At 41.1% G+C, this 18,440-nt stretch carries 20 protein-coding genes; all 20 read left to right on the forward strand.

The window, feature by feature from the left end:
- The first annotated feature begins 40 nt into the window (after window positions 1-40).
- The 20 genes from rpoB (at window position 41) to rplX (ending at window position 18,420) form a co-directional block, all read left to right on the forward strand.
- Window positions 41-3,574, forward strand: a complete 3,534-nt coding sequence (rpoB, locus tag PSR14_RS00630) for a DNA-directed RNA polymerase subunit beta (RefSeq protein ID WP_000147554.1) — start codon at window positions 41-43, stop codon at window positions 3,572-3,574.
- 37 nt (window positions 3,575-3,611) lie between these two features.
- Window positions 3,612-7,223, forward strand: coding sequence for a DNA-directed RNA polymerase subunit beta' (gene rpoC, locus PSR14_RS00635; RefSeq protein ID WP_000567937.1), 3,612 nt, complete (start codon window positions 3,612-3,614; stop codon window positions 7,221-7,223).
- Window positions 7,224-7,336: 113 nt separating this feature from the next.
- Window positions 7,337-7,585 (forward strand): 50S ribosomal protein L7ae-like protein, encoded by a 249-nt coding sequence (locus tag PSR14_RS00640; protein ID WP_000121830.1) that lies wholly within the window; start codon window positions 7,337-7,339, stop codon window positions 7,583-7,585.
- 114 nt (window positions 7,586-7,699) lie between these two features.
- Entirely contained in the window at window positions 7,700-8,122 is a 423-nt protein-coding gene (gene rpsL / locus PSR14_RS00645) for a 30S ribosomal protein S12 (RefSeq protein ID WP_001142340.1), read from the forward strand.
- A 29-nt stretch (window positions 8,123-8,151) separates the two neighbouring features.
- Window positions 8,152-8,622, forward strand: coding sequence for a 30S ribosomal protein S7 (rpsG, locus tag PSR14_RS00650; RefSeq protein ID WP_001137493.1), 471 nt, complete (start codon window positions 8,152-8,154; stop codon window positions 8,620-8,622).
- A gap of 207 nt (window positions 8,623-8,829) precedes the next feature.
- The gene (fusA, locus tag PSR14_RS00655; protein ID WP_000090373.1) at window positions 8,830-10,908 is read left to right on the forward strand and encodes an elongation factor G; all 2,079 of its coding nucleotides are present in this window, start codon (window positions 8,830-8,832) and stop codon (window positions 10,906-10,908) included.
- Window positions 10,909-11,025: 117 nt separating this feature from the next.
- Window positions 11,026-12,213 (forward strand): elongation factor Tu, encoded by a 1,188-nt coding sequence (gene tuf, locus PSR14_RS00660; RefSeq protein ID WP_001029615.1) that lies wholly within the window; start codon window positions 11,026-11,028, stop codon window positions 12,211-12,213.
- Between the two features lie 400 nt (window positions 12,214-12,613).
- The gene (gene rpsJ, locus PSR14_RS00665; RefSeq protein WP_001040596.1) at window positions 12,614-12,922 is read left to right on the forward strand and encodes a 30S ribosomal protein S10; all 309 of its coding nucleotides are present in this window, start codon (window positions 12,614-12,616) and stop codon (window positions 12,920-12,922) included.
- Between the two features lie 34 nt (window positions 12,923-12,956).
- On the forward strand, window positions 12,957-13,589 hold the full coding sequence (gene rplC / locus PSR14_RS00670; protein ID WP_000160207.1) for a 50S ribosomal protein L3: 633 nt from the start codon (window positions 12,957-12,959) through the stop codon (window positions 13,587-13,589).
- Between the two features lie 25 nt (window positions 13,590-13,614).
- A complete protein-coding gene (gene rplD / locus PSR14_RS00675) occupies window positions 13,615-14,238 on the forward strand; it encodes a 50S ribosomal protein L4 (RefSeq protein WP_001127258.1) in 624 nt (207 codons plus the stop codon).
- Entirely contained in the window at window positions 14,238-14,528 is a 291-nt protein-coding gene (gene rplW / locus PSR14_RS00680) for a 50S ribosomal protein L23 (protein ID WP_001205558.1), read from the forward strand. Before rplD ends, rplW begins: the two co-directional genes overlap by 1 nt.
- Window positions 14,529-14,556: 28 nt before the next feature.
- Entirely contained in the window at window positions 14,557-15,387 is an 831-nt protein-coding gene (gene rplB / locus PSR14_RS00685; protein WP_000511580.1) for a 50S ribosomal protein L2, read from the forward strand.
- 60 nt (window positions 15,388-15,447) lie between these two features.
- A complete protein-coding gene (gene rpsS, locus PSR14_RS00690; RefSeq protein WP_000124453.1) occupies window positions 15,448-15,726 on the forward strand; it encodes a 30S ribosomal protein S19 in 279 nt (92 codons plus the stop codon).
- Window positions 15,727-15,743: 17 nt separating this feature from the next.
- Window positions 15,744-16,085, forward strand: a complete 342-nt coding sequence (gene rplV / locus PSR14_RS00695) for a 50S ribosomal protein L22 (RefSeq protein ID WP_001148024.1) — start codon at window positions 15,744-15,746, stop codon at window positions 16,083-16,085.
- 3 nt (window positions 16,086-16,088) lie between these two features.
- Entirely contained in the window at window positions 16,089-16,748 is a 660-nt protein-coding gene (gene rpsC / locus PSR14_RS00700) for a 30S ribosomal protein S3 (RefSeq protein WP_000529956.1), read from the forward strand.
- Window position 16,749: 1 nt separating this feature from the next.
- Window positions 16,750-17,184: a 50S ribosomal protein L16 gene (gene rplP, locus PSR14_RS00705; RefSeq protein ID WP_000928971.1), complete on the forward strand. Its 435-nt coding sequence runs from the start codon at window positions 16,750-16,752 to the stop codon at window positions 17,182-17,184.
- Complete coding sequence (rpmC, locus tag PSR14_RS00710; protein ID WP_000855718.1) at window positions 17,174-17,374, forward strand: 50S ribosomal protein L29; 201 nt, start codon at window positions 17,174-17,176, stop codon at window positions 17,372-17,374. Before rplP ends, rpmC begins: the two co-directional genes overlap by 11 nt.
- A gap of 20 nt (window positions 17,375-17,394) precedes the next feature.
- Entirely contained in the window at window positions 17,395-17,658 is a 264-nt protein-coding gene (rpsQ, locus tag PSR14_RS00715; protein WP_000004106.1) for a 30S ribosomal protein S17, read from the forward strand.
- A 43-nt stretch (window positions 17,659-17,701) separates the two neighbouring features.
- Complete coding sequence (gene rplN / locus PSR14_RS00720; protein ID WP_000615912.1) at window positions 17,702-18,070, forward strand: 50S ribosomal protein L14; 369 nt, start codon at window positions 17,702-17,704, stop codon at window positions 18,068-18,070.
- A gap of 38 nt (window positions 18,071-18,108) precedes the next feature.
- Complete coding sequence (gene rplX / locus PSR14_RS00725) at window positions 18,109-18,420, forward strand: 50S ribosomal protein L24 (RefSeq protein WP_000558200.1); 312 nt, start codon at window positions 18,109-18,111, stop codon at window positions 18,418-18,420.
- Window positions 18,421-18,440 lie beyond the last annotated feature (20 nt).

Raw genomic sequence — 18,440 nt, forward strand, 5'->3', positions numbered from 1 at the left:
TTGTGCATTTATAATACTCATGATTTGAGGGGTGAAGCAGTTGACAGGTCAACTAGTTCAATACGGACGCCACCGCCAACGAAGAAGTTATGCCCGTATTAGTGAAGTATTAGAGTTACCAAATCTTATCGAAATTCAAACCTCTTCTTATCAGTGGTTTCTTGATGAGGGTTTGCGAGAAATGTTCCAAGACATTTCTCCGATTGAAGACTTTACGGGAAATCTATCGCTTGAATTTATCGACTACAGCTTAGGTGAACCTAAATACTCTGTAGACGAATGCAAAGAGCGTGATGTGACGTATGCAGCACCACTTCGTGTAAAAGTGCGTCTAATCAACAAGGAAACTGGTGAAGTAAAAGAACAAGATGTGTTCATGGGAGATTTCCCACTCATGACAGAGACTGGAACATTCGTAATTAACGGTGCAGAACGTGTTATCGTTTCCCAGTTAGTTCGCTCTCCAAGCGTATACTATAGTGGCAAAGTGGATAAAAACGGAAAACGTGGTTTTACTGCTACTGTAATTCCAAACCGCGGAGCTTGGTTAGAGTATGAGACAGATGCTAAGGATGTTGTATATGTGCGTATTGACCGTACGCGTAAACTTCCTGTAACTGTTTTGTTACGCGCATTAGGGTTTGGCTCTGATCAAGAAATCACCGAGCTTTTAGGTGATAACGAATACTTAAGCAACACATTAGAAAAAGACAACACAGATAGCACAGAAAAAGCATTGCTTGAAATTTATGAGCGTCTACGTCCTGGTGAGCCACCAACAGTAGAAAATGCTAAGAGCTTACTTGTGTCTCGTTTCTTTGATCCAAAGCGCTACGATTTAGCAAATGTAGGTCGCTACAAGATCAACAAAAAGTTACACATTAAAAACAGATTGTTTAATCAACGTTTAGCTGAAACATTAGTGGATCCAGAAACTGGTGAAATTTTAGCGGCAGAAGGAACAATCTTAGATCGTCGTACACTTGATCGCATTTTACCTTACTTAGAGAAAAACATTGGATTCAAAACAGCGAAACCAATGGGTGGAGTGGTAGAAGGCGATGTTGAGCTGCAATCTATTAAGATTTATGCTCCTGAGTCAGAAGGCGAGCGCGTAATTAACGTAATTGGTAATGCAAATATTACTCGCGATGTAAAACACATCACACCAGGTGATATCCTTGCTTCTATCAGTTACTTCTTCAACCTACTATACAAAGTAGGGGATACAGATGATATCGACCACTTAGGAAACCGTCGTCTGCGTTCTGTTGGAGAACTATTACAAAATCAATTCCGTATCGGTCTTTCTCGTATGGAACGTGTTGTTCGTGAGAGAATGTCGATCCAAGATACAAATGCAATTACACCACAGGCATTAATTAATATTCGTCCTGTTATTGCATCTATTAAAGAGTTCTTCGGAAGTTCTCAGTTATCTCAGTTCATGGACCAAACAAACCCATTAGCAGAGTTAACTCACAAACGAAGACTATCTGCATTAGGACCTGGTGGTTTAACGCGTGAGCGCGCAGGCTTTGAAGTACGTGACGTTCACTACTCTCACTATGGTCGTATGTGTCCGATTGAAACACCAGAGGGACCAAACATCGGTTTGATTAACTCATTATCTTCATTCGCGAAAGTAAATGAGTTTGGTTTCATTGAAACACCATACCGTCGTGTTGACCCAGAAACTGGTCTTGTAACAGGGCATGTTGATTATTTAACAGCAGATGAAGAAGATAATTATGTTGTAGCCCAAGCGAATATGAAATTATCTGAAGAAGGAGAATTCCTTGATGAAGATATCGTAGCTCGTTTCCGTGGTGAAAACATTGTCACAAATAAAGAACGCATCGACTACATGGATGTATCACCAAAACAAGTAGTGTCGGCAGCGACAGCTTGTATTCCGTTCTTAGAAAACGATGACTCTAACCGCGCACTTATGGGAGCGAACATGCAACGTCAGGCGGTTCCGTTAATGAATCCGGAATCACCGATTGTAGGTACAGGTATGGAGTACGTATCAGCAAAAGACTCAGGTGCTGCAGTAATCTGTAAACACCCTGGTATTGTTGAGCGCGTAGAAGCACGTGAAGTTTGGGTACGTCGCTATGTAGAAGTTGACGGTCAAACAGTAAAAGGCGACTTAGATCGCTACAAAATGCAAAAATTCATTCGTTCTAACCAAGGAACTTGCTACAACCAACGTCCAATCGTAAGTGTTGGAAATGAAGTTGTAAAAGGTGAAATCCTTGCGGATGGTCCTTCTATGGAATTAGGTGAACTAGCACTTGGACGTAACGTGCTTGTTGGCTTCATGACTTGGGACGGTTATAACTACGAGGATGCGATCATTATGAGTGAGCGCCTTGTAAAAGATGATGTGTATACTTCTATTCATATTGAAGAATATGAGTCAGAAGCTCGTGATACGAAGCTTGGACCAGAAGAAATCACACGTGATATTCCAAACGTTGGGGAAGATGCATTACGTAACCTTGACGAGCGCGGTATCATTCGCGTTGGTGCGGAAGTAAAAGATGGAGATTTACTTGTTGGTAAAGTAACACCTAAAGGTGTAACAGAATTAACAGCTGAAGAACGTCTATTACATGCTATCTTTGGAGAAAAAGCGCGTGAAGTACGTGATACATCACTACGTGTACCACACGGTGGTGGCGGTATTATCTTAGACGTAAAAGTATTCAACCGTGAAGATGGCGACGAATTGCCACCAGGCGTGAATCAACTTGTGCGTGCATATATCGTTCAAAAACGTAAAATCTCTGAAGGTGACAAGATGGCCGGACGTCACGGTAACAAAGGTGTTATCTCTCGTATTTTACCAGAAGAAGATATGCCTTACTTACCAGACGGTACGCCAATCGATATCATGTTAAACCCATTAGGGGTACCATCTCGTATGAATATCGGTCAGGTATTAGAGCTTCATCTTGGTATGGCAGCAAGATACCTTGGCATTCACATTGCAACACCAGTATTCGATGGTGCTCGTGAGGAAGATGTTTGGGGCACAATTGAAGAAGCTGGTATGGCAAATGACGCGAAAACAATCCTGTATGACGGACGTACTGGTGAACCATTCGATAACCGTGTATCTGTTGGTGTCATGTATATGATCAAACTTGCGCACATGGTTGACGATAAACTTCATGCTCGTTCTACTGGACCATACTCACTTGTAACGCAGCAGCCTCTTGGAGGTAAAGCTCAGTTCGGTGGACAGCGTTTCGGTGAGATGGAGGTTTGGGCACTTGAAGCTTACGGTGCTGCTTATACTCTTCAAGAAATCTTAACAGTGAAGTCTGATGATGTTGTTGGACGTGTTAAGACGTATGAAGCAATTGTTAAAGGCGAAAATGTTCCAGAACCAGGCGTTCCTGAATCATTCAAAGTATTGATTAAAGAGCTGCAAAGTTTAGGTATGGACGTTAAAATGATGTCTAGCGACGATACAGAAATTGAAATGCGTGATACGGAAGATGACGATGATCATCAATCAGCAGACAAATTGAATGTCGAAGTTGAGACAACTAAGGAATAATTGGGATAACCTGTAGACTAAAAGGGAGGTAGGCCCCTTGATAGATGTAAATAACTTTGAATATATGAAGATTGGACTTGCTTCACCTGACAAGATTCGTTCTTGGTCATACGGTGAAGTTAAGAAACCAGAAACAATTAACTATCGTACGTTAAAGCCTGAAAAAGATGGCTTGTTCTGTGAGCGTATTTTCGGACCACAAAAGGACTGGGAATGTCATTGCGGAAAATACAAACGTGTACGTTATAAAGGTGTAGTTTGTGATCGATGTGGTGTTGAAGTAACGCGTGCGAAAGTACGTCGTGAACGTATGGGTCATATCGAATTAGCTGCTCCTGTATCTCATATTTGGTATTTCAAAGGTATCCCGAGCCGCATGGGACTTGTCTTAGACATGTCCCCTCGCGCGCTTGAAGAAGTAATTTATTTCGCTTCTTATGTTGTAACAGAAAGTGGAGATACACCACTTGATAAGAAGCAATTACTTTCTGAAAAAGAATACCGTGCATATCGTGATCGATATGGTAGCACATTCCAAGCTGCTATGGGTGCAGAAGCGATTAAAAAGCTATTACAAGACATCGATTTAGATAAAGAAGTAGACTTCTTAAAAGAAGAATTAAAAACAGCACAAGGACAACGCCGTACTCGTGCTATTAAACGTCTAGAAGTATTAGAAGCATTCCGTAACTCTGGAAATGAGCCATCTTGGATGATCTTAGATGTTCTACCAGTAATCCCACCAGAACTACGCCCAATGGTACAGTTAGATGGTGGACGTTTTGCTACTTCTGACTTAAACGACTTATACCGTCGTGTAATTAACCGTAACAACCGTTTAAAACGTCTATTGGACTTAGGTGCACCAAGCATTATCGTTCAAAACGAAAAACGTATGTTACAAGAAGCTGTAGACGCATTAATCGATAATGGTCGTCGTGGCCGTCCAGTTACTGGACCAGGTAACCGTCCATTAAAATCACTATCTCACATGCTTAAAGGTAAACAAGGACGTTTCCGTCAAAACTTATTAGGTAAACGTGTTGACTACTCTGGTCGTTCTGTAATCGTTGTAGGACCGAACTTAAAGATGTATCAATGTGGATTACCGAAAGAGATGGCGCTTGAATTGTTCAAACCTTTCGTAATGAAAGAGTTAGTTGAAAAAGGATTAGCACACAACATTAAGAGTGCGAAACGTAAAATCGAGCGTGTACAACCTGAAGTTTGGGACGTTTTAGAATCTGTGATTAAAGAACATCCAGTACTTCTAAACCGCGCACCAACACTTCACCGTCTTGGTATTCAGGCGTTTGAACCTACATTAGTAGAAGGTCGCGCAATCCGTCTTCACCCACTTGTATGTACTGCATACAACGCGGACTTTGACGGTGACCAAATGGCCGTTCACGTACCTTTATCATCAGAAGCACAAGCAGAAGCTCGTCTTCTTATGTTAGCGGCACAAAACATCTTGAACCCGAAAGACGGTAAACCAGTTGTTACTCCATCTCAGGATATGGTATTAGGTAACTACTACTTAACACTTGAGCGTGAAGGTGCAATCGGTGAAGGTATGGTCTTCAAAGATGCGAACGAAGCATTACTTGCATATCAAAATGGATATGTACATCTTCATACACGTGTTGCAGTAGCTGCAAGCGCAGTAAACAACGCAACATTTACTGAAGAGCAGAAGAGTATGCTTCTATTAACAACAGTTGGTAAATTAATATTTAACGAAATCTTACCAGAGTCGTTCCCTTATATTAATGAACCAACAAATTCAAACCTTGAAAAAGAAACACCAGCGAAATATTTCGTTGAAAAAGGTGCGAACATTAAAGAGATTATTGCTAGTCGCGAAGAAGTGGCGCCATTCAGCAAGAAAATCCTTGGTAACATCATTGCGGAAGTGTTTAAACGTTTCAAAATTACAGAAACGTCTCGCATGCTTGACCGTATGAAAAACTTAGGATTCAAGTACTCTACAAAAGCTGGTATTACAGTTGGGGTATCTGACATTCTTGTATTAGGTGAAAAAGATGAAATTCTCCACGAAGCACAAGCGAAAGTAGATAATGTAATTAAACAATTCCGTCGCGGTTTAATCACGGAAGAAGAACGTTACGATCGCGTTATCTCTATTTGGAGTAATGCAAAAGATGTTATCCAAGGAAAACTGATGAAGTCCTTGAATAAACGCAACCCAATCTTCATGATGAGTGATTCCGGTGCCCGTGGTAACGCATCGAACTTTACTCAGCTTGCTGGTATGCGTGGTCTGATGGCCAATCCATCTGGTCGTATCATCGAACTTCCAATCAAATCAAGTTTCCGTGAAGGTTTAACAGTACTTGAGTACTTCATCTCTACGCATGGTGCGCGTAAAGGTCTTGCCGATACAGCACTGAAAACTGCCGATTCTGGTTACTTAACACGTCGTCTTGTTGACGTTGCACAAGATGTAATCGTTCGTGAAGATGATTGTGGAACAGATCGCGGTTTATTAATTGGTGCGATTAAAGAGGGTAATGAAGTTATTGAGTCATTATATGATCGTCTTGTTGGACGTTTTGCAAGAAAAACTGTAAAACATCCTGAAACAGGTGAAGTATTAGTTGCTGAAAATCAATTAATTACTGAAGATATCGCTCATATCGTTGAAAATTCGGGTGTTGAAACTGTAAACATTCGTTCAGCGTTTACGTGTAACACTCGCCATGGTGTATGTAAGAAGTGTTACGGTCGTAACTTAGCAACTGGAACAGACGTAGAAGTAGGGGAAGCGGTAGGTATTATCGCAGCTCAATCTATCGGTGAGCCAGGTACACAGTTAACGATGCGTACGTTCCATACAGGTGGGGTTGCCGGAGATGATATCACTCAAGGTTTACCTCGTATCCAAGAGATCTTCGAAGCTCGTAATCCGAAAGGTCAGGCTGTTATCAGTGAAATCGACGGTGTTATCGCAGCGATCAACGATGTTAAAGATCGCCAAGAAGTAGTTGTACAGGGTGAAGTTGAAGCTCGTACGTATGCTATTCCTTACGGTGCTCGTCTGAAAGTAATTCCAGGACAGAAAATTAGCCACGGTAAAGAGTTAACAGAAGGTTCTATCGATCCGAAAGAATTACTAAAAGTAACGGACATTACGGCAGTTCAAGAATACTTATTACGTGAAGTTCAAAAAGTATACCGTATGCAAGGGGTAGAAATTGGTGACAAACACGTAGAAGTAATGGTACGCCAAATGTTACGTAAAGTACGTGTGAGTGATGCAGGTGAAACAGATGTATTACCAGGAACATTACTAGATATCCATCAGTTTACTGATGCGAATGCGAAGGTGTTACTGCAAGGTAAACAACCAGCAACAGCTAGACCAGTTCTACTTGGTATTACAAAAGCTTCACTTGAAACAGATTCATTCTTATCTGCAGCATCGTTCCAAGAAACAACTCGTGTCTTAACTGATGCAGCGATTAAGGGTAAACGCGATGAGCTTCTAGGATTGAAAGAAAATGTTATTATCGGTAAACTTGTTCCTGCTGGAACAGGTATGAATCGTTATCGCAAAGTGGATCTTGTTAAAACAACACAAGATGACATGAATGTAGAAAACGATGAAGTTTATGTGGAACAGTAAAATTTTCCGTCGTAAATTTTGTATAAAAACAGTTAATCCTAGTTGACATTGTATGAGTCAAAATGTTACTATAAGCAAGGTTGCTCCTGAACGATGCTTTGGAGGATATTTATATGTCTTATCAAAAAGTGTCAAATGCTGAAAATGTAGTCGTTGGTCATAAACGTACATTGGAAGCAATCAAAAATGGTATAGTTAAAGAAGTTGTCATTGCAGAAGATGCTGATATGCGGTTAACCCATGTTATCATTCGCACTGCATTGCAACATAACATACCCATAACCAAAGTTGAATCAGTTCGTAAACTTGGAAAAGTTGCGGGGATTCAAGTGGGAGCTTCAGCAATAGGAATAATAAGTTAAAACTGTTTTTGTGAGGAGAGAGCATTTGCTCTCCCTTGCAAAAACTTTGTTTTCAACTAATAATGAACCACCTGGATATGTGGTCATACAAACATGCGAAGGGAGGATAATCAAATGCCTACTATTAACCAATTAGTGAGAAATGGTCGTACTGATAAAGTATGGAAATCTAAATCACCTGCGTTAAACAAAGGTTTTAACTCTTTAAAGAAAAAATCAACTGATATCTCTGCACCTCAAAAACGTGGTGTATGTACTCGTGTTGGTACAATGACTCCAAAGAAACCTAACTCAGCGTTACGTAAATATGCTCGTGTTCGTTTAACAAATGGTATTGAGGTAACAGCATACATCCCAGGTATCGGTCACAACTTACAAGAGCACAGCGTAGTATTAATTCGCGGTGGTCGTGTAAAAGACTTACCAGGGGTACGTTACCACATCGTTCGTGGTGCGCTTGATACAGCTGGTGTTGACAAGCGTATGCAAGGCCGTTCTAAATACGGTACTAAAAAGCCTAAAGCGGCTAAGAAATAATAACTTTTTAATGAAAGGAGGAACTCAATATGCCTCGTAAAGGACCTGTTGCAAAACGTGACGTGTTACCAGATCCAATGTACAATTCGAAGCTAGTAACACGCCTTATCAACAAAATGATGGTTGACGGTAAAAAAGGTAAATCTCAAACAATTCTTTATAATGCGTTCGATATCGTAAGCGAACGTACTGGTAAAGAGCCAATGGAAGTATTCGAGCAAGCTCTTAAGAACATTATGCCTGTTCTTGAAGTACGCGCTCGTCGTGTTGGTGGTGCTAACTACCAAGTTCCAGTTGAGGTTCGTCCAGAACGCCGTACAACTTTAGGTCTTCGTTGGTTAGTAAACTACGCTCGTCTTCGTGGTGAAAAAACTATGGAAGAGCGTCTTGCTAACGAAATCTTAGATGCAGCTAACAACGCTGGTGCATCTGTTAAGAAACGTGAAGACACTCATAAAATGGCAGAAGCTAACAAAGCATTTGCTCATTACCGTTGGTAGGATTCAACGTAAAATAAATGTAAGCATAAACCGCTTTATTTGTCGCTTATGGAAGTGTGGAGAGGGAGAATGCCTCTCCCTTTCGTTGGGCGCTCGTTTTACATAATGAGGGTACTGGACATACTGACATGTGTAACAATATAAAGTGGCTTTTTTGCTACTTAAAATAAAAAATCCAATCCATATATGGAAGGAGCAAGACACCAAATGGCAAGAGAGTTCTCTTTAGAAAACACTCGTAATATTGGTATCATGGCTCACATCGATGCTGGTAAAACAACAGCTACTGAGCGTATTCTGTACTACACAGGACGTATTCACAAAATCGGTGAAACTCACGAAGGTGCATCTCAGATGGACTGGATGGAGCAAGAGCAAGAGCGTGGTATCACAATTACTTCTGCTGCAACTACAGCACAATGGAAAGGTCACCGTGTAAACATCATTGACACTCCAGGTCACGTAGATTTCACAGTAGAAGTAGAACGTTCTTTACGCGTACTTGATGGCGCAGTAGCAGTACTTGATGCACAATCTGGTGTAGAACCACAAACAGAAACTGTTTGGCGTCAGGCTACTACTTACGGCGTACCTCGTATCGTATTCGTTAACAAAATGGATAAAATCGGTGCAGATTTCTTATACTCTGTAGGAACAATCCACGATCGTTTACAAGCAAACGCACACCCAATTCAGTTACCAATCGGTGCTGAAGATGAGTTCAATGGTATCATTGATCTTGTTGAAGAATGTGCTTACATGTACGGTAACGATTTAGGAACAGACATTCAACGTGTTGAAATTCCTGAAGAGCATAAAGAACTAGCTGAAGAATACCGTGGAAAACTTATTGAAGCGGTAGCTGAGCTTGATGAAGAAATGATGATGAAGTACCTAGAAGGTGAAGAAATCACTGTAGAAGAGCTTAAAGCTGGTATCCGTAAGGCTACAACTTCTGTAGAATTCTTCCCAGTAATCTGTGGTTCTGCATTCAAAAACAAAGGTGTTCAAATTCTGTTAGACGCAGTTATCGACTACCTACCATCTCCATTAGATGTACCTGCAATCAAAGGTACTCTTCCGGATACAGATGAAGAAGTAGAACGTAAGTCTAGCGATGAAGAGCCTTTCTCAGCTCTAGCATTCAAAATCATGACTGACCCTTATGTTGGTAAGTTAACATTCTTCCGTGTGTACTCTGGTGTGTTAAACTCTGGATCATACGTGAAAAACTCAACTAAAGGTAAGCGTGAGCGTGTAGGTCGTATCCTACAAATGCACGCTAACAGCCGTGAAGAGATCTCAACAGTTTACGCTGGTGATATCGCTGCTGCTGTAGGTTTAAAAGATACTACTACTGGTGATACTCTTTGTGACGAGAAGAGCCTTGTTATCCTTGAGTCTATGGAATTCCCAGAGCCAGTTATCTCTGTAGCTATCGAACCAAAATCAAAAGCTGACCAAGATAAAATGGGTACAGCATTATCTAAGCTTTCTGAAGAAGATCCAACATTCCGTGCTCACACTGACCAAGAAACTGGCCAAACAATCATCGCTGGTATGGGTGAACTTCACCTTGATATCATCGTTGACCGTATGCGCCGTGAGTTCAAAGTTGAAGCAAACGTTGGTGCTCCTCAGGTAGCATACCGTGAGACTTTCCGCTCTGCTGCGAAAGTTGAAGGTAAGTTCGCTCGTCAATCTGGTGGACGTGGACAATTCGGTCACGTTTGGATTGAGTTTGAACCTAATGAAGAAGGTAAAGGATTCGAATTCGAAAACAAGATCGTCGGTGGTGTTGTTCCACGTGAATACATCCCAGCTGTAGGCGCAGGTCTTGAAGATGCACTTAAAAATGGTGTACTTGCTGGATATCCAGTAGTAGACATTAAAGCTGCATTAGTTGACGGATCTTACCATGATGTCGATTCATCTGAGATGGCGTTCAAAATCGCTGCATCTATGGCACTTAAAGCTGCGGTTTCTAAATGTAACCCAGTAATTCTTGAGCCAATGATGAAAGTTGAAGTTGTAATTCCTGAAGAGTACATGGGTGACATTATGGGTGACGTAACATCTCGTCGTGGACGTGTAGAAGGTATGGAAGCTCGCGGTAACGCTCAAGTTGTTCGCGCTATGGTTCCACTTTCTGAAATGTTCGGTTATGCAACGTCATTACGTTCTAACACTCAAGGACGCGGAACATTCTCTATGGTGTTTGATCACTATGAAGAAGTACCAAAGTCTGTTTCTGAAGAAATTATCAAAAAAAATAAAGGTGAATAATTGATTTTTATCGATTCTTCACGTATAACTACTTATGTAAGCTTAGAAAGTGGGACGCAAGTTTCGCTTTCTAGCCTAAATATAAAATAACCTATATAAACTAAGGAGGAATTTAGAATGGCTAAAGCTAAATTCGAACGTTCTAAACCCCATGTTAACATCGGTACAATCGGCCACGTTGACCATGGTAAAACTACATTAACTGCTGCGATCACTACAGTACTTGCAAAAGCTGGTGGTGCTGAAGCACGCGGATACGATCAAATCGATGCTGCTCCAGAAGAAAGAGAGCGCGGTATCACAATCTCAACTGCACACGTTGAGTACGAAACTGAAACTCGTCACTATGCACACGTTGACTGCCCAGGTCACGCTGACTATGTTAAAAACATGATCACTGGTGCTGCTCAAATGGACGGCGGTATCTTAGTAGTATCTGCTGCTGATGGCCCAATGCCTCAAACTCGTGAGCACATCCTTCTTTCTCGTCAAGTAGGTGTACCTTACATCGTTGTATTCTTAAACAAATGCGACATGGTAGACGACGAAGAATTATTAGAATTAGTAGAAATGGAAGTTCGCGACCTATTATCTGAATACGGATTCCCAGGCGATGACATTCCTGTAATCAAAGGTTCTGCTCTTAAAGCTCTTCAAGGAGAAGCTGATTGGGAAGCAAAAATCATTGAATTAATGGCTGAAGTTGATGCTTACATCCCAACTCCAGAACGTGAAACTGACAAACCATTCTTAATGCCTGTAGAGGATGTATTCTCTATCACAGGTCGTGGTACAGTTGCTACTGGTCGTGTTGAGCGCGGTATCGTTAAAGTTGGTGACGTTGTAGAAATCATCGGTCTTGCTGAAGAAAATGCTTCTACAACTGTAACTGGTGTAGAAATGTTCCGTAAACTTCTTGACCAAGCTCAAGCTGGTGACAACATCGGTGCTTTACTTCGTGGGGTTGCTCGTGAAGACATCCAACGTGGACAAGTACTTGCAAAAAGCGGTTCTGTAAAAGCTCACGCTAAATTCAAAGCTGAAGTTTTCGTATTATCTAAAGAAGAAGGTGGACGTCACACTCCATTCTTCGCTAACTACCGTCCACAGTTCTACTTCCGTACAACTGACGTAACTGGTATCATCCAATTACCAGAAGGTACTGAAATGGTAATGCCTGGTGACAACGTAGAAATGACTATCGAACTTATCGCTCCAATCGCTATCGAAGAGGGAACTAAATTCTCTATTCGTGAAGGTGGACGTACAGTAGGTTACGGCGTAGTTGCTACTATCGTTGAGTAATCTTAACTGATATAAAAAACCCCGAGGGATTTTCCCTTGGGGTTTTTGTTTGCATTTATATAATGAACAAAATGATTGTTTCATGTTTTGACGAGTTTCTTCTATAATAATGTGAAATCATTAAAACTGAAATCCAGAAACTGTAAAATGAATTCTGCTAGATGAAAACTTGAAATTCTTTAAAGTGCCATGTATAATAGCAAAAGTAGAGAAAAGCAGATGCAAACAAAAAGATGCTTGCATCTAGACGAATAACATTGTATAATAGACAATGTTGGTCTTTGACTGCGATGAAGTGGAAGGTTGCTGACACACCCGGCCGCTTTGCCATGGCATGGTGTGAGGAAATTTCCATGGAGAAGGTCTATTTTAGAAATAGGCGAACGAAGGAGGGAAAATAATGGCAAAAGAAAAAATTCGTATCCGTTTAAAAGCTTACGATCACCGTATTCTTGATCAGTCAGCTGAGAAAATTGTAGAAACAGCTAAGCGTTCTGGGGCAACAGTTTCTGGTCCGATCCCATTACCAACTGAAAAAACTGTTTACACAATTCTTCGTGCTGTTCATAAGTACAAAGATTCTCGTGAGCAATTCGAAATGCGCACGCACAAACGTCTAATCGACATCGTGAGTCCTACTCCACAAACAGTAGATTCATTAATGCGTTTAGACTTACCATCTGGTGTAGATATCGAAATCAAACTATAATTTATATAACTTAAAAATGTAGGAGGTGTAACTCATGACCAAAGGAATCTTAGGAAGAAAGATCGGTATGACTCAAGTATTTGCTGAGAACGGTGAGTTAATCCCAGTAACAGTTATCGCTGCTAATCCAAACGTTGTTCTTCAAAAGAAAACAACTGAAACTGATGGCTACAACGCAATTCAGTTAGGATTTGAAGATAAGCGTGAAAAGTTAACTAACAAACCTGAACAAGGCCACACTGCTAAAGCATCTACAACTCCTAAGCGCTTCATTCGCGAAATCCGCGATGCAGACGTGGACGGATTAGAGGTTGGTCAAGAGGTAAAAGTTGACGTATTCGCTACAGGTGAAATCGTTGATGTAACAGGAATTTCTAAAGGTAAAGGTTTCCAAGGTGTTATCAAACGCCACGGACAATCTCGCGGACCTATGTCTCATGGTTCTCGCTATCACCGTCGTCCAGGTTCAATGGGCCCAGTTGCTCCGAACCGTGTATTCAAAGGCAAAAAACTTGCTGGACGTATGGGTGGAGACCAAGTTACTATCCAAAACTTAGAAATCGTTCAAGTTGACACTGAGCGCAACTTATTACTAGTAAAAGGTAACGTTCCAGGTGCTAAGAAATCTCTTGTAGTTGTTCAAGGCGCTGTGAAGGTTAGCAAATAATTCACAATAGGAAGGAGGAATTCCAATGCCAAAAGTTACTGTATATAACCAAACTGGTTCACAGGTTGGTGAAATCGAATTAGCTGAAGCTATTTTCGGTATCGAACCAAATGAAGCTGTACTTTTCGAAGCTGTAATGATGCAACGTGCATCTTTACGTCAAGGTACACACAAAGTAAAAACTCGCTCTGAAGTTCGCGGTGGTGGTCGTAAACCATGGCGTCAAAAAGGAACTGGACGTGCTCGTCAAGGGTCTATCCGCTCTCCTCAATGGCGTGGTGGTGGTACGGTATTCGGACCTACACCAAGAAGCTATGCGTACAAACTCCCTAAGAAAGTTCGTCGTTTAGCAATCAAATCTGCATTAGCTACTAAAGTAGTTGAGAACAACATTGTAGTTCTTGAAGACCTAGTGTTAAATGCACCAAAAACAAAAGATATGCTAGCAGTACTTAAAGGATTAACTGTTGAGAAGAAAGCTCTTATCGTAACTGCTGATGCAAACGAATCTGTAGAGTTATCTGCTCGCAATATCCCTGGAGTAACAGTAATCACTGCTGATGGCGTAAACGTTTTAGACGTGCTTCATCATGATAAGCTAATCATGACAAAAGCGGCAGTGGAAAAAGTAGAGGAGGTGCTTGCATAATGAGAGATCCTCGTGATATCATTAAGCGCCCAGTTATCACTGAACGTTCTATGGAAATGATGGCTGAAAAAAAATACACGTTCGATGTGGACGTTAAATCTAATAAAACAGAAGTTAAAGATGCTCTAGAAGCGATCTTTGGTGTTAAAGTAGAAAAAGTGAACATCATGAACTACAAGCCGAAAGCAAAACGCGTTGGTCGTCACGCTGGTTTTACTAGCCGTCGTCGTAAAGCAATCGTTAAGCTAACTGCTGACAGCAAAGAAATCGAAATCTTCCAAGGCGTTTAATTCTTACTAAAGAAGGAGGGAAATTGAGATGGGAATTAAAAAGTATAATCCAACTACTAACGGTCGTCGTAACATGACTACGAATGATTTCGCTGAAATCACGACTGACAGACCCGAAAAGTCTTTACTTGCTCCTTTAAGCAAAAAGGCTGGTCGTAATAACCAAGGTAAAATCACTGTACGTCATCAAGGTGGCGGACATAAGCGTCAATACCGTATCATCGACTTCAAACGTAACAAAGATGGAATTCCAGGACGCGTTGCTACGATCGAATACGATCCAAACCGCTCTGCGAATATCGCATTAATTAACTACGTTGACGGTGAAAAACGTTACATTCTTGCTCCTAAGAACTTAGAAGTAGGTATGGAAATTATGTCTGGCGCTGAAGCTGACATTAAAATCGGTAACGCATTACCATTAATCAACATTCCAGTAGGTACTGTTGTTCATAACATCGAGCTTAAACCAGGTCGTGGTGGACAATTAGTTCGTTCTGCTGGTACATCTGCACAAGTACTTGGTAAAGAAGGTAAATACGTTCTTGTACGTTTAACTTCTGGTGAAGTGCGTCTTGTATTATCTGCTTGCCGTGCAACTGTAGGTCAAGTTGGTAACGAGTCACACGAACTTATCAAGATCGGTAAAGCTGGTCGCTCTCGCTGGTTAGGTAAGCGCCCAACTGTTCGTGGTTCTGTAATGAACCCAGTTGATCACCCACACGGTGGTGGTGAAGGACGTTCACCAATCGGACGTAAGTCTCCAATGTCTCCATGGGGTAAACCAACTCTTGGATTCAAAACTCGTAAGAAAAACAAAGCGTCTGACAAATTCATCGTTCGTCGTCGTAAAAAATAATGGGATTGTAGTACGGTTCACTTTGAGAACCGTACGGCAATCACGAAGGGAGGCACCAAAATGGCTCGTAGCTTGAAAAAAGGACCATTTGTCGATGATCATTTAATGAGTAAAATTGCAAAGCTAAATGAAACTGAGCAAAAGCAAGTTGTTAAAACTTGGTCTCGTCGTTCAACGATCTTCCCTCAGTTCATCGGTCACACAATCGCTGTATATGACGGTCGTAAACATGTACCTGTATATGTTACTGAAGACATGGTAGGCCACAAGTTAGGTGAATTCGCACCAACTCGTACGTATAAAGGTCATGATGCTGACGATAAGAAAACTAGAAGATAATGAGAGGAGGCACTTCAATGCAAGCTAAAGCAGTAGCGAGAACAGTTCGTATTGCTCCTCGTAAAGTTCGTTTAGTTGTAGACTTAATCCGAGGTAAGCAAGTGGGTGAAGCGATTGCTATCCTTAACCACACACCAAAAACTGCTTCTCCAGTTGTAGAAAAAGTTTTAAAATCTGCAATCGCAAATGCAGAGCACAATTATGAAATGGACATTAACAACCTAGTTGTTGAGAAAGTTTTCGTTGACGAAGGTCCAACGTTAAAACGTTTCCGTCCACGTGCAATGGGTCGTGCAAGCCAAATTAACAAACGCACAAGCCACATCACAGTTGTGGTATCAGAAAAGAAGGAGGGATAATCGATGGGTCAAAAGGTTAATCCAATTGGTCTTCGTGTCGGCGTTATCCGTGACTGGGAATCTCGTTGGTTCGCTGAGAAAGATTACGCTACATTATTACATGAAGACATCAAAATCCGTGAGTACATTAATGTACGCTTAAAAGATTCTGCTGTTGCTAAAGTAGAAATCGAACGTGCAGCAAATCGTGTAAATGTTACAATTCACACTGCAAAACCTGGTATGGTAATTGGTAAAGGTGGTACTGAAGTTGAAGCACTTCGTAAAGCTCTTAACCAATTAACAGGCAAGCGTGTACACATCAACATTTTAGAAGTTAAGAGAGCTGATCTTAACGCTAAATTAGTAGGCGAAAACATCGCTCGTCAATTAGAAAACCGTGTATCATTCCGTCGTGCACAAAAGCAAGTTATTCAACGTGCTATGCGTGCAGGTGCTAAAGGTATTAAAACACAGGTTTCTGGTCGTCTTGGCGGAGCTGATATCGCTCGTGCAGAATCTTACAGTGAAGGAACTGTTCCACTTCATACACTTCGCGCTGATATTGACTATGCAGCAGTTGAAGCTGATACAACATACGGTAAATTAGGCGTAAAAGTATGGATCTACCGTGGAGAAGTCCTTCCTACAAAAAAGAAAGCTTCTGAGGAAGGAGGAAAATAATATGTTAATGCCAAAACGCGTAAAATATCGTAGAGAGCATCGTGGTAAAATGCGTGGTCGTGCTAAAGGTGGAACTGAAGTAGCTTTCGGTGAATTCGGTTTACAAGCACAAGCTGCTTCATGGATTACAAACCGTCAAATCGAAGCTGCTCGTCGTGCAATGACTCGTTACATGAAACGTGGCGGTAAAGTATGGATTAAAATTTTCCCTTCTAAACCTTACACTGCAAAACCTCTAGAAGTACGTATGGGTTCCGGTAAAGGGGCACCAGAAGGCTGGGTAGCAGTAGTAAAACCTGGGAAAATTATGTTCGAAATCGCGGGTGTATCTGAAGAGGTAGCACGCGAAGCATTACGTCTTGCAGCTCACAAGTTACCTGTGAAATGTAAATTCGTAAAACGTGAAGAAAATGGTGGTGAATCTAATGAAAACTAATGATATTCGTGAATTAACCACTGCCGAAATCGAAACAAAAGTTAAAGCTTTAAAGGAAGAGTTGTTTAATCTTCGCTTCCAACTTGCTACAGGACAATTAGAGAATCCAACTCGCATTCGTGAAGTGCGTAAGGCAATTGCTCGTATGAAAACTGTAGTTCGTGAAAGAGAGATCGGAATTAATCGATAAATTGAGGGGAGGTTTGCATAGTGAGCGAACGTAACCAACGCAAAGTTTATACTGGTCGTGTAGTGTCTGACAAAATGGACAAAACGATTACAGTTTTAGTTGAAACTTACAAAACTCATTCCTTGTACGGAAAACGTGTTAAGTATTCTAAGAAGTACAAAGCCCATGATGAGCAAAACCAAGCGAAACTTGGCGATATCGTAAAAATCATGGAAACTCGCCCGCTTTCTGCTACTAAGCGTTTCCGTTTAGTTGAAATCGTTGAAGAAGCGGTTATTATCTAAATAGACGAATCGGAATTTTTAGTCCGAAGGGAGGTTTCATAACATGATCCAACAAGAATCTCGTTTGAAAGTTGCTGACAACTCTGGTGCACGTGAACTTTTAACAATTAAAGTATTAGGCGGCTCTGGTCGTAAATATGCTAACATTGGTGACATTATCGTTGCTACGGTAAAACAAGCAACACCAGGTGGCGTTGTTAAAAAAGGTGACGTTGTTAAAGCAGTAGTAGTACGTACGAAGAGCGGTGCTCGTCGTCCGGATGGTTCTTACATCAAATTTGATGAAAACGCAGCGGTTATCATTAAAGACGATAAGAGCCCACGTGGTACTCGTATCTTCGGACCAGTAGCTCGTGAATTACGTGATAGCAACTTCATGAAGATCGTTTCTTTAGCTCCAGAAGTTCTATAATTTAAGGTATTGCCTTGCTAAGGAGGTGCAGAATTAAGATGCATGTAAAAAAAGGTGATAAAGTACAGGTAATCACTGGTAAAGACAAAGGAAAACAAGGCGTTATCCTTGTGGCTTTCCCAAAGCAAAACCGTGTTATCGTTGAAGGTGTTAACATCGTTAAGAAGCACTCTAAGCCATCTCAATTAAATCCACAAGGTGGAATTATTACTAAAGAGGCACCTATTCACGTTTCTAACGTTATGATTTTAGATCCGAAAACAGGTGAACCTACTCGCGTAGGCTTCAAGGTAGAAGATGGTAAAAAAGTTCGTATTGCAAAAAAATCTGGTGAATTATTAGATAAATAATTTTCTTAAGAAAGGAGGTC

Origin of the sequence: Bacillus sp. A01H (genome assembly GCF_045277205.1) — a bacterium.
GTDB lineage: Bacteria > Bacillota > Bacilli > Bacillales > Bacillaceae_G > Bacillus_A > Bacillus_A paranthracis.

Coding starts and splice junctions, on each gene's coding strand:
- PSR14_RS00640 (WP_000121830.1), top strand. CDS start 7,337: ATGTCTTATCAAAAAGTGTCAAATGCTGAAAATGTAGTCGTTGGTCAT.
- rpsL (WP_001142340.1), top strand. CDS start 7,700: ATGCCTACTATTAACCAATTAGTGAGAAATGGTCGTACTGATAAAGTA.
- rpsG (WP_001137493.1), top strand. CDS start 8,152: ATGCCTCGTAAAGGACCTGTTGCAAAACGTGACGTGTTACCAGATCCA.
- fusA (WP_000090373.1), top strand. CDS start 8,830: ATGGCAAGAGAGTTCTCTTTAGAAAACACTCGTAATATTGGTATCATG.
- tuf (WP_001029615.1), top strand. CDS start 11,026: ATGGCTAAAGCTAAATTCGAACGTTCTAAACCCCATGTTAACATCGGT.
- rpsJ (WP_001040596.1), top strand. CDS start 12,614: ATGGCAAAAGAAAAAATTCGTATCCGTTTAAAAGCTTACGATCACCGT.
- rplC (WP_000160207.1), top strand. CDS start 12,957: ATGACCAAAGGAATCTTAGGAAGAAAGATCGGTATGACTCAAGTATTT.
- rplD (WP_001127258.1), top strand. CDS start 13,615: ATGCCAAAAGTTACTGTATATAACCAAACTGGTTCACAGGTTGGTGAA.
- rplW (WP_001205558.1), top strand. CDS start 14,238: ATGAGAGATCCTCGTGATATCATTAAGCGCCCAGTTATCACTGAACGT.
- rplB (WP_000511580.1), top strand. CDS start 14,557: ATGGGAATTAAAAAGTATAATCCAACTACTAACGGTCGTCGTAACATG.
- rpsS (WP_000124453.1), top strand. CDS start 15,448: ATGGCTCGTAGCTTGAAAAAAGGACCATTTGTCGATGATCATTTAATG.
- rplV (WP_001148024.1), top strand. CDS start 15,744: ATGCAAGCTAAAGCAGTAGCGAGAACAGTTCGTATTGCTCCTCGTAAA.
- rpsC (WP_000529956.1), top strand. CDS start 16,089: ATGGGTCAAAAGGTTAATCCAATTGGTCTTCGTGTCGGCGTTATCCGT.
- rplP (WP_000928971.1), top strand. CDS start 16,750: ATGTTAATGCCAAAACGCGTAAAATATCGTAGAGAGCATCGTGGTAAA.
- rpmC (WP_000855718.1), top strand. CDS start 17,174: ATGAAAACTAATGATATTCGTGAATTAACCACTGCCGAAATCGAAACA.
- rplN (WP_000615912.1), top strand. CDS start 17,702: ATGATCCAACAAGAATCTCGTTTGAAAGTTGCTGACAACTCTGGTGCA.
- rplX (WP_000558200.1), top strand. CDS start 18,109: ATGCATGTAAAAAAAGGTGATAAAGTACAGGTAATCACTGGTAAAGAC.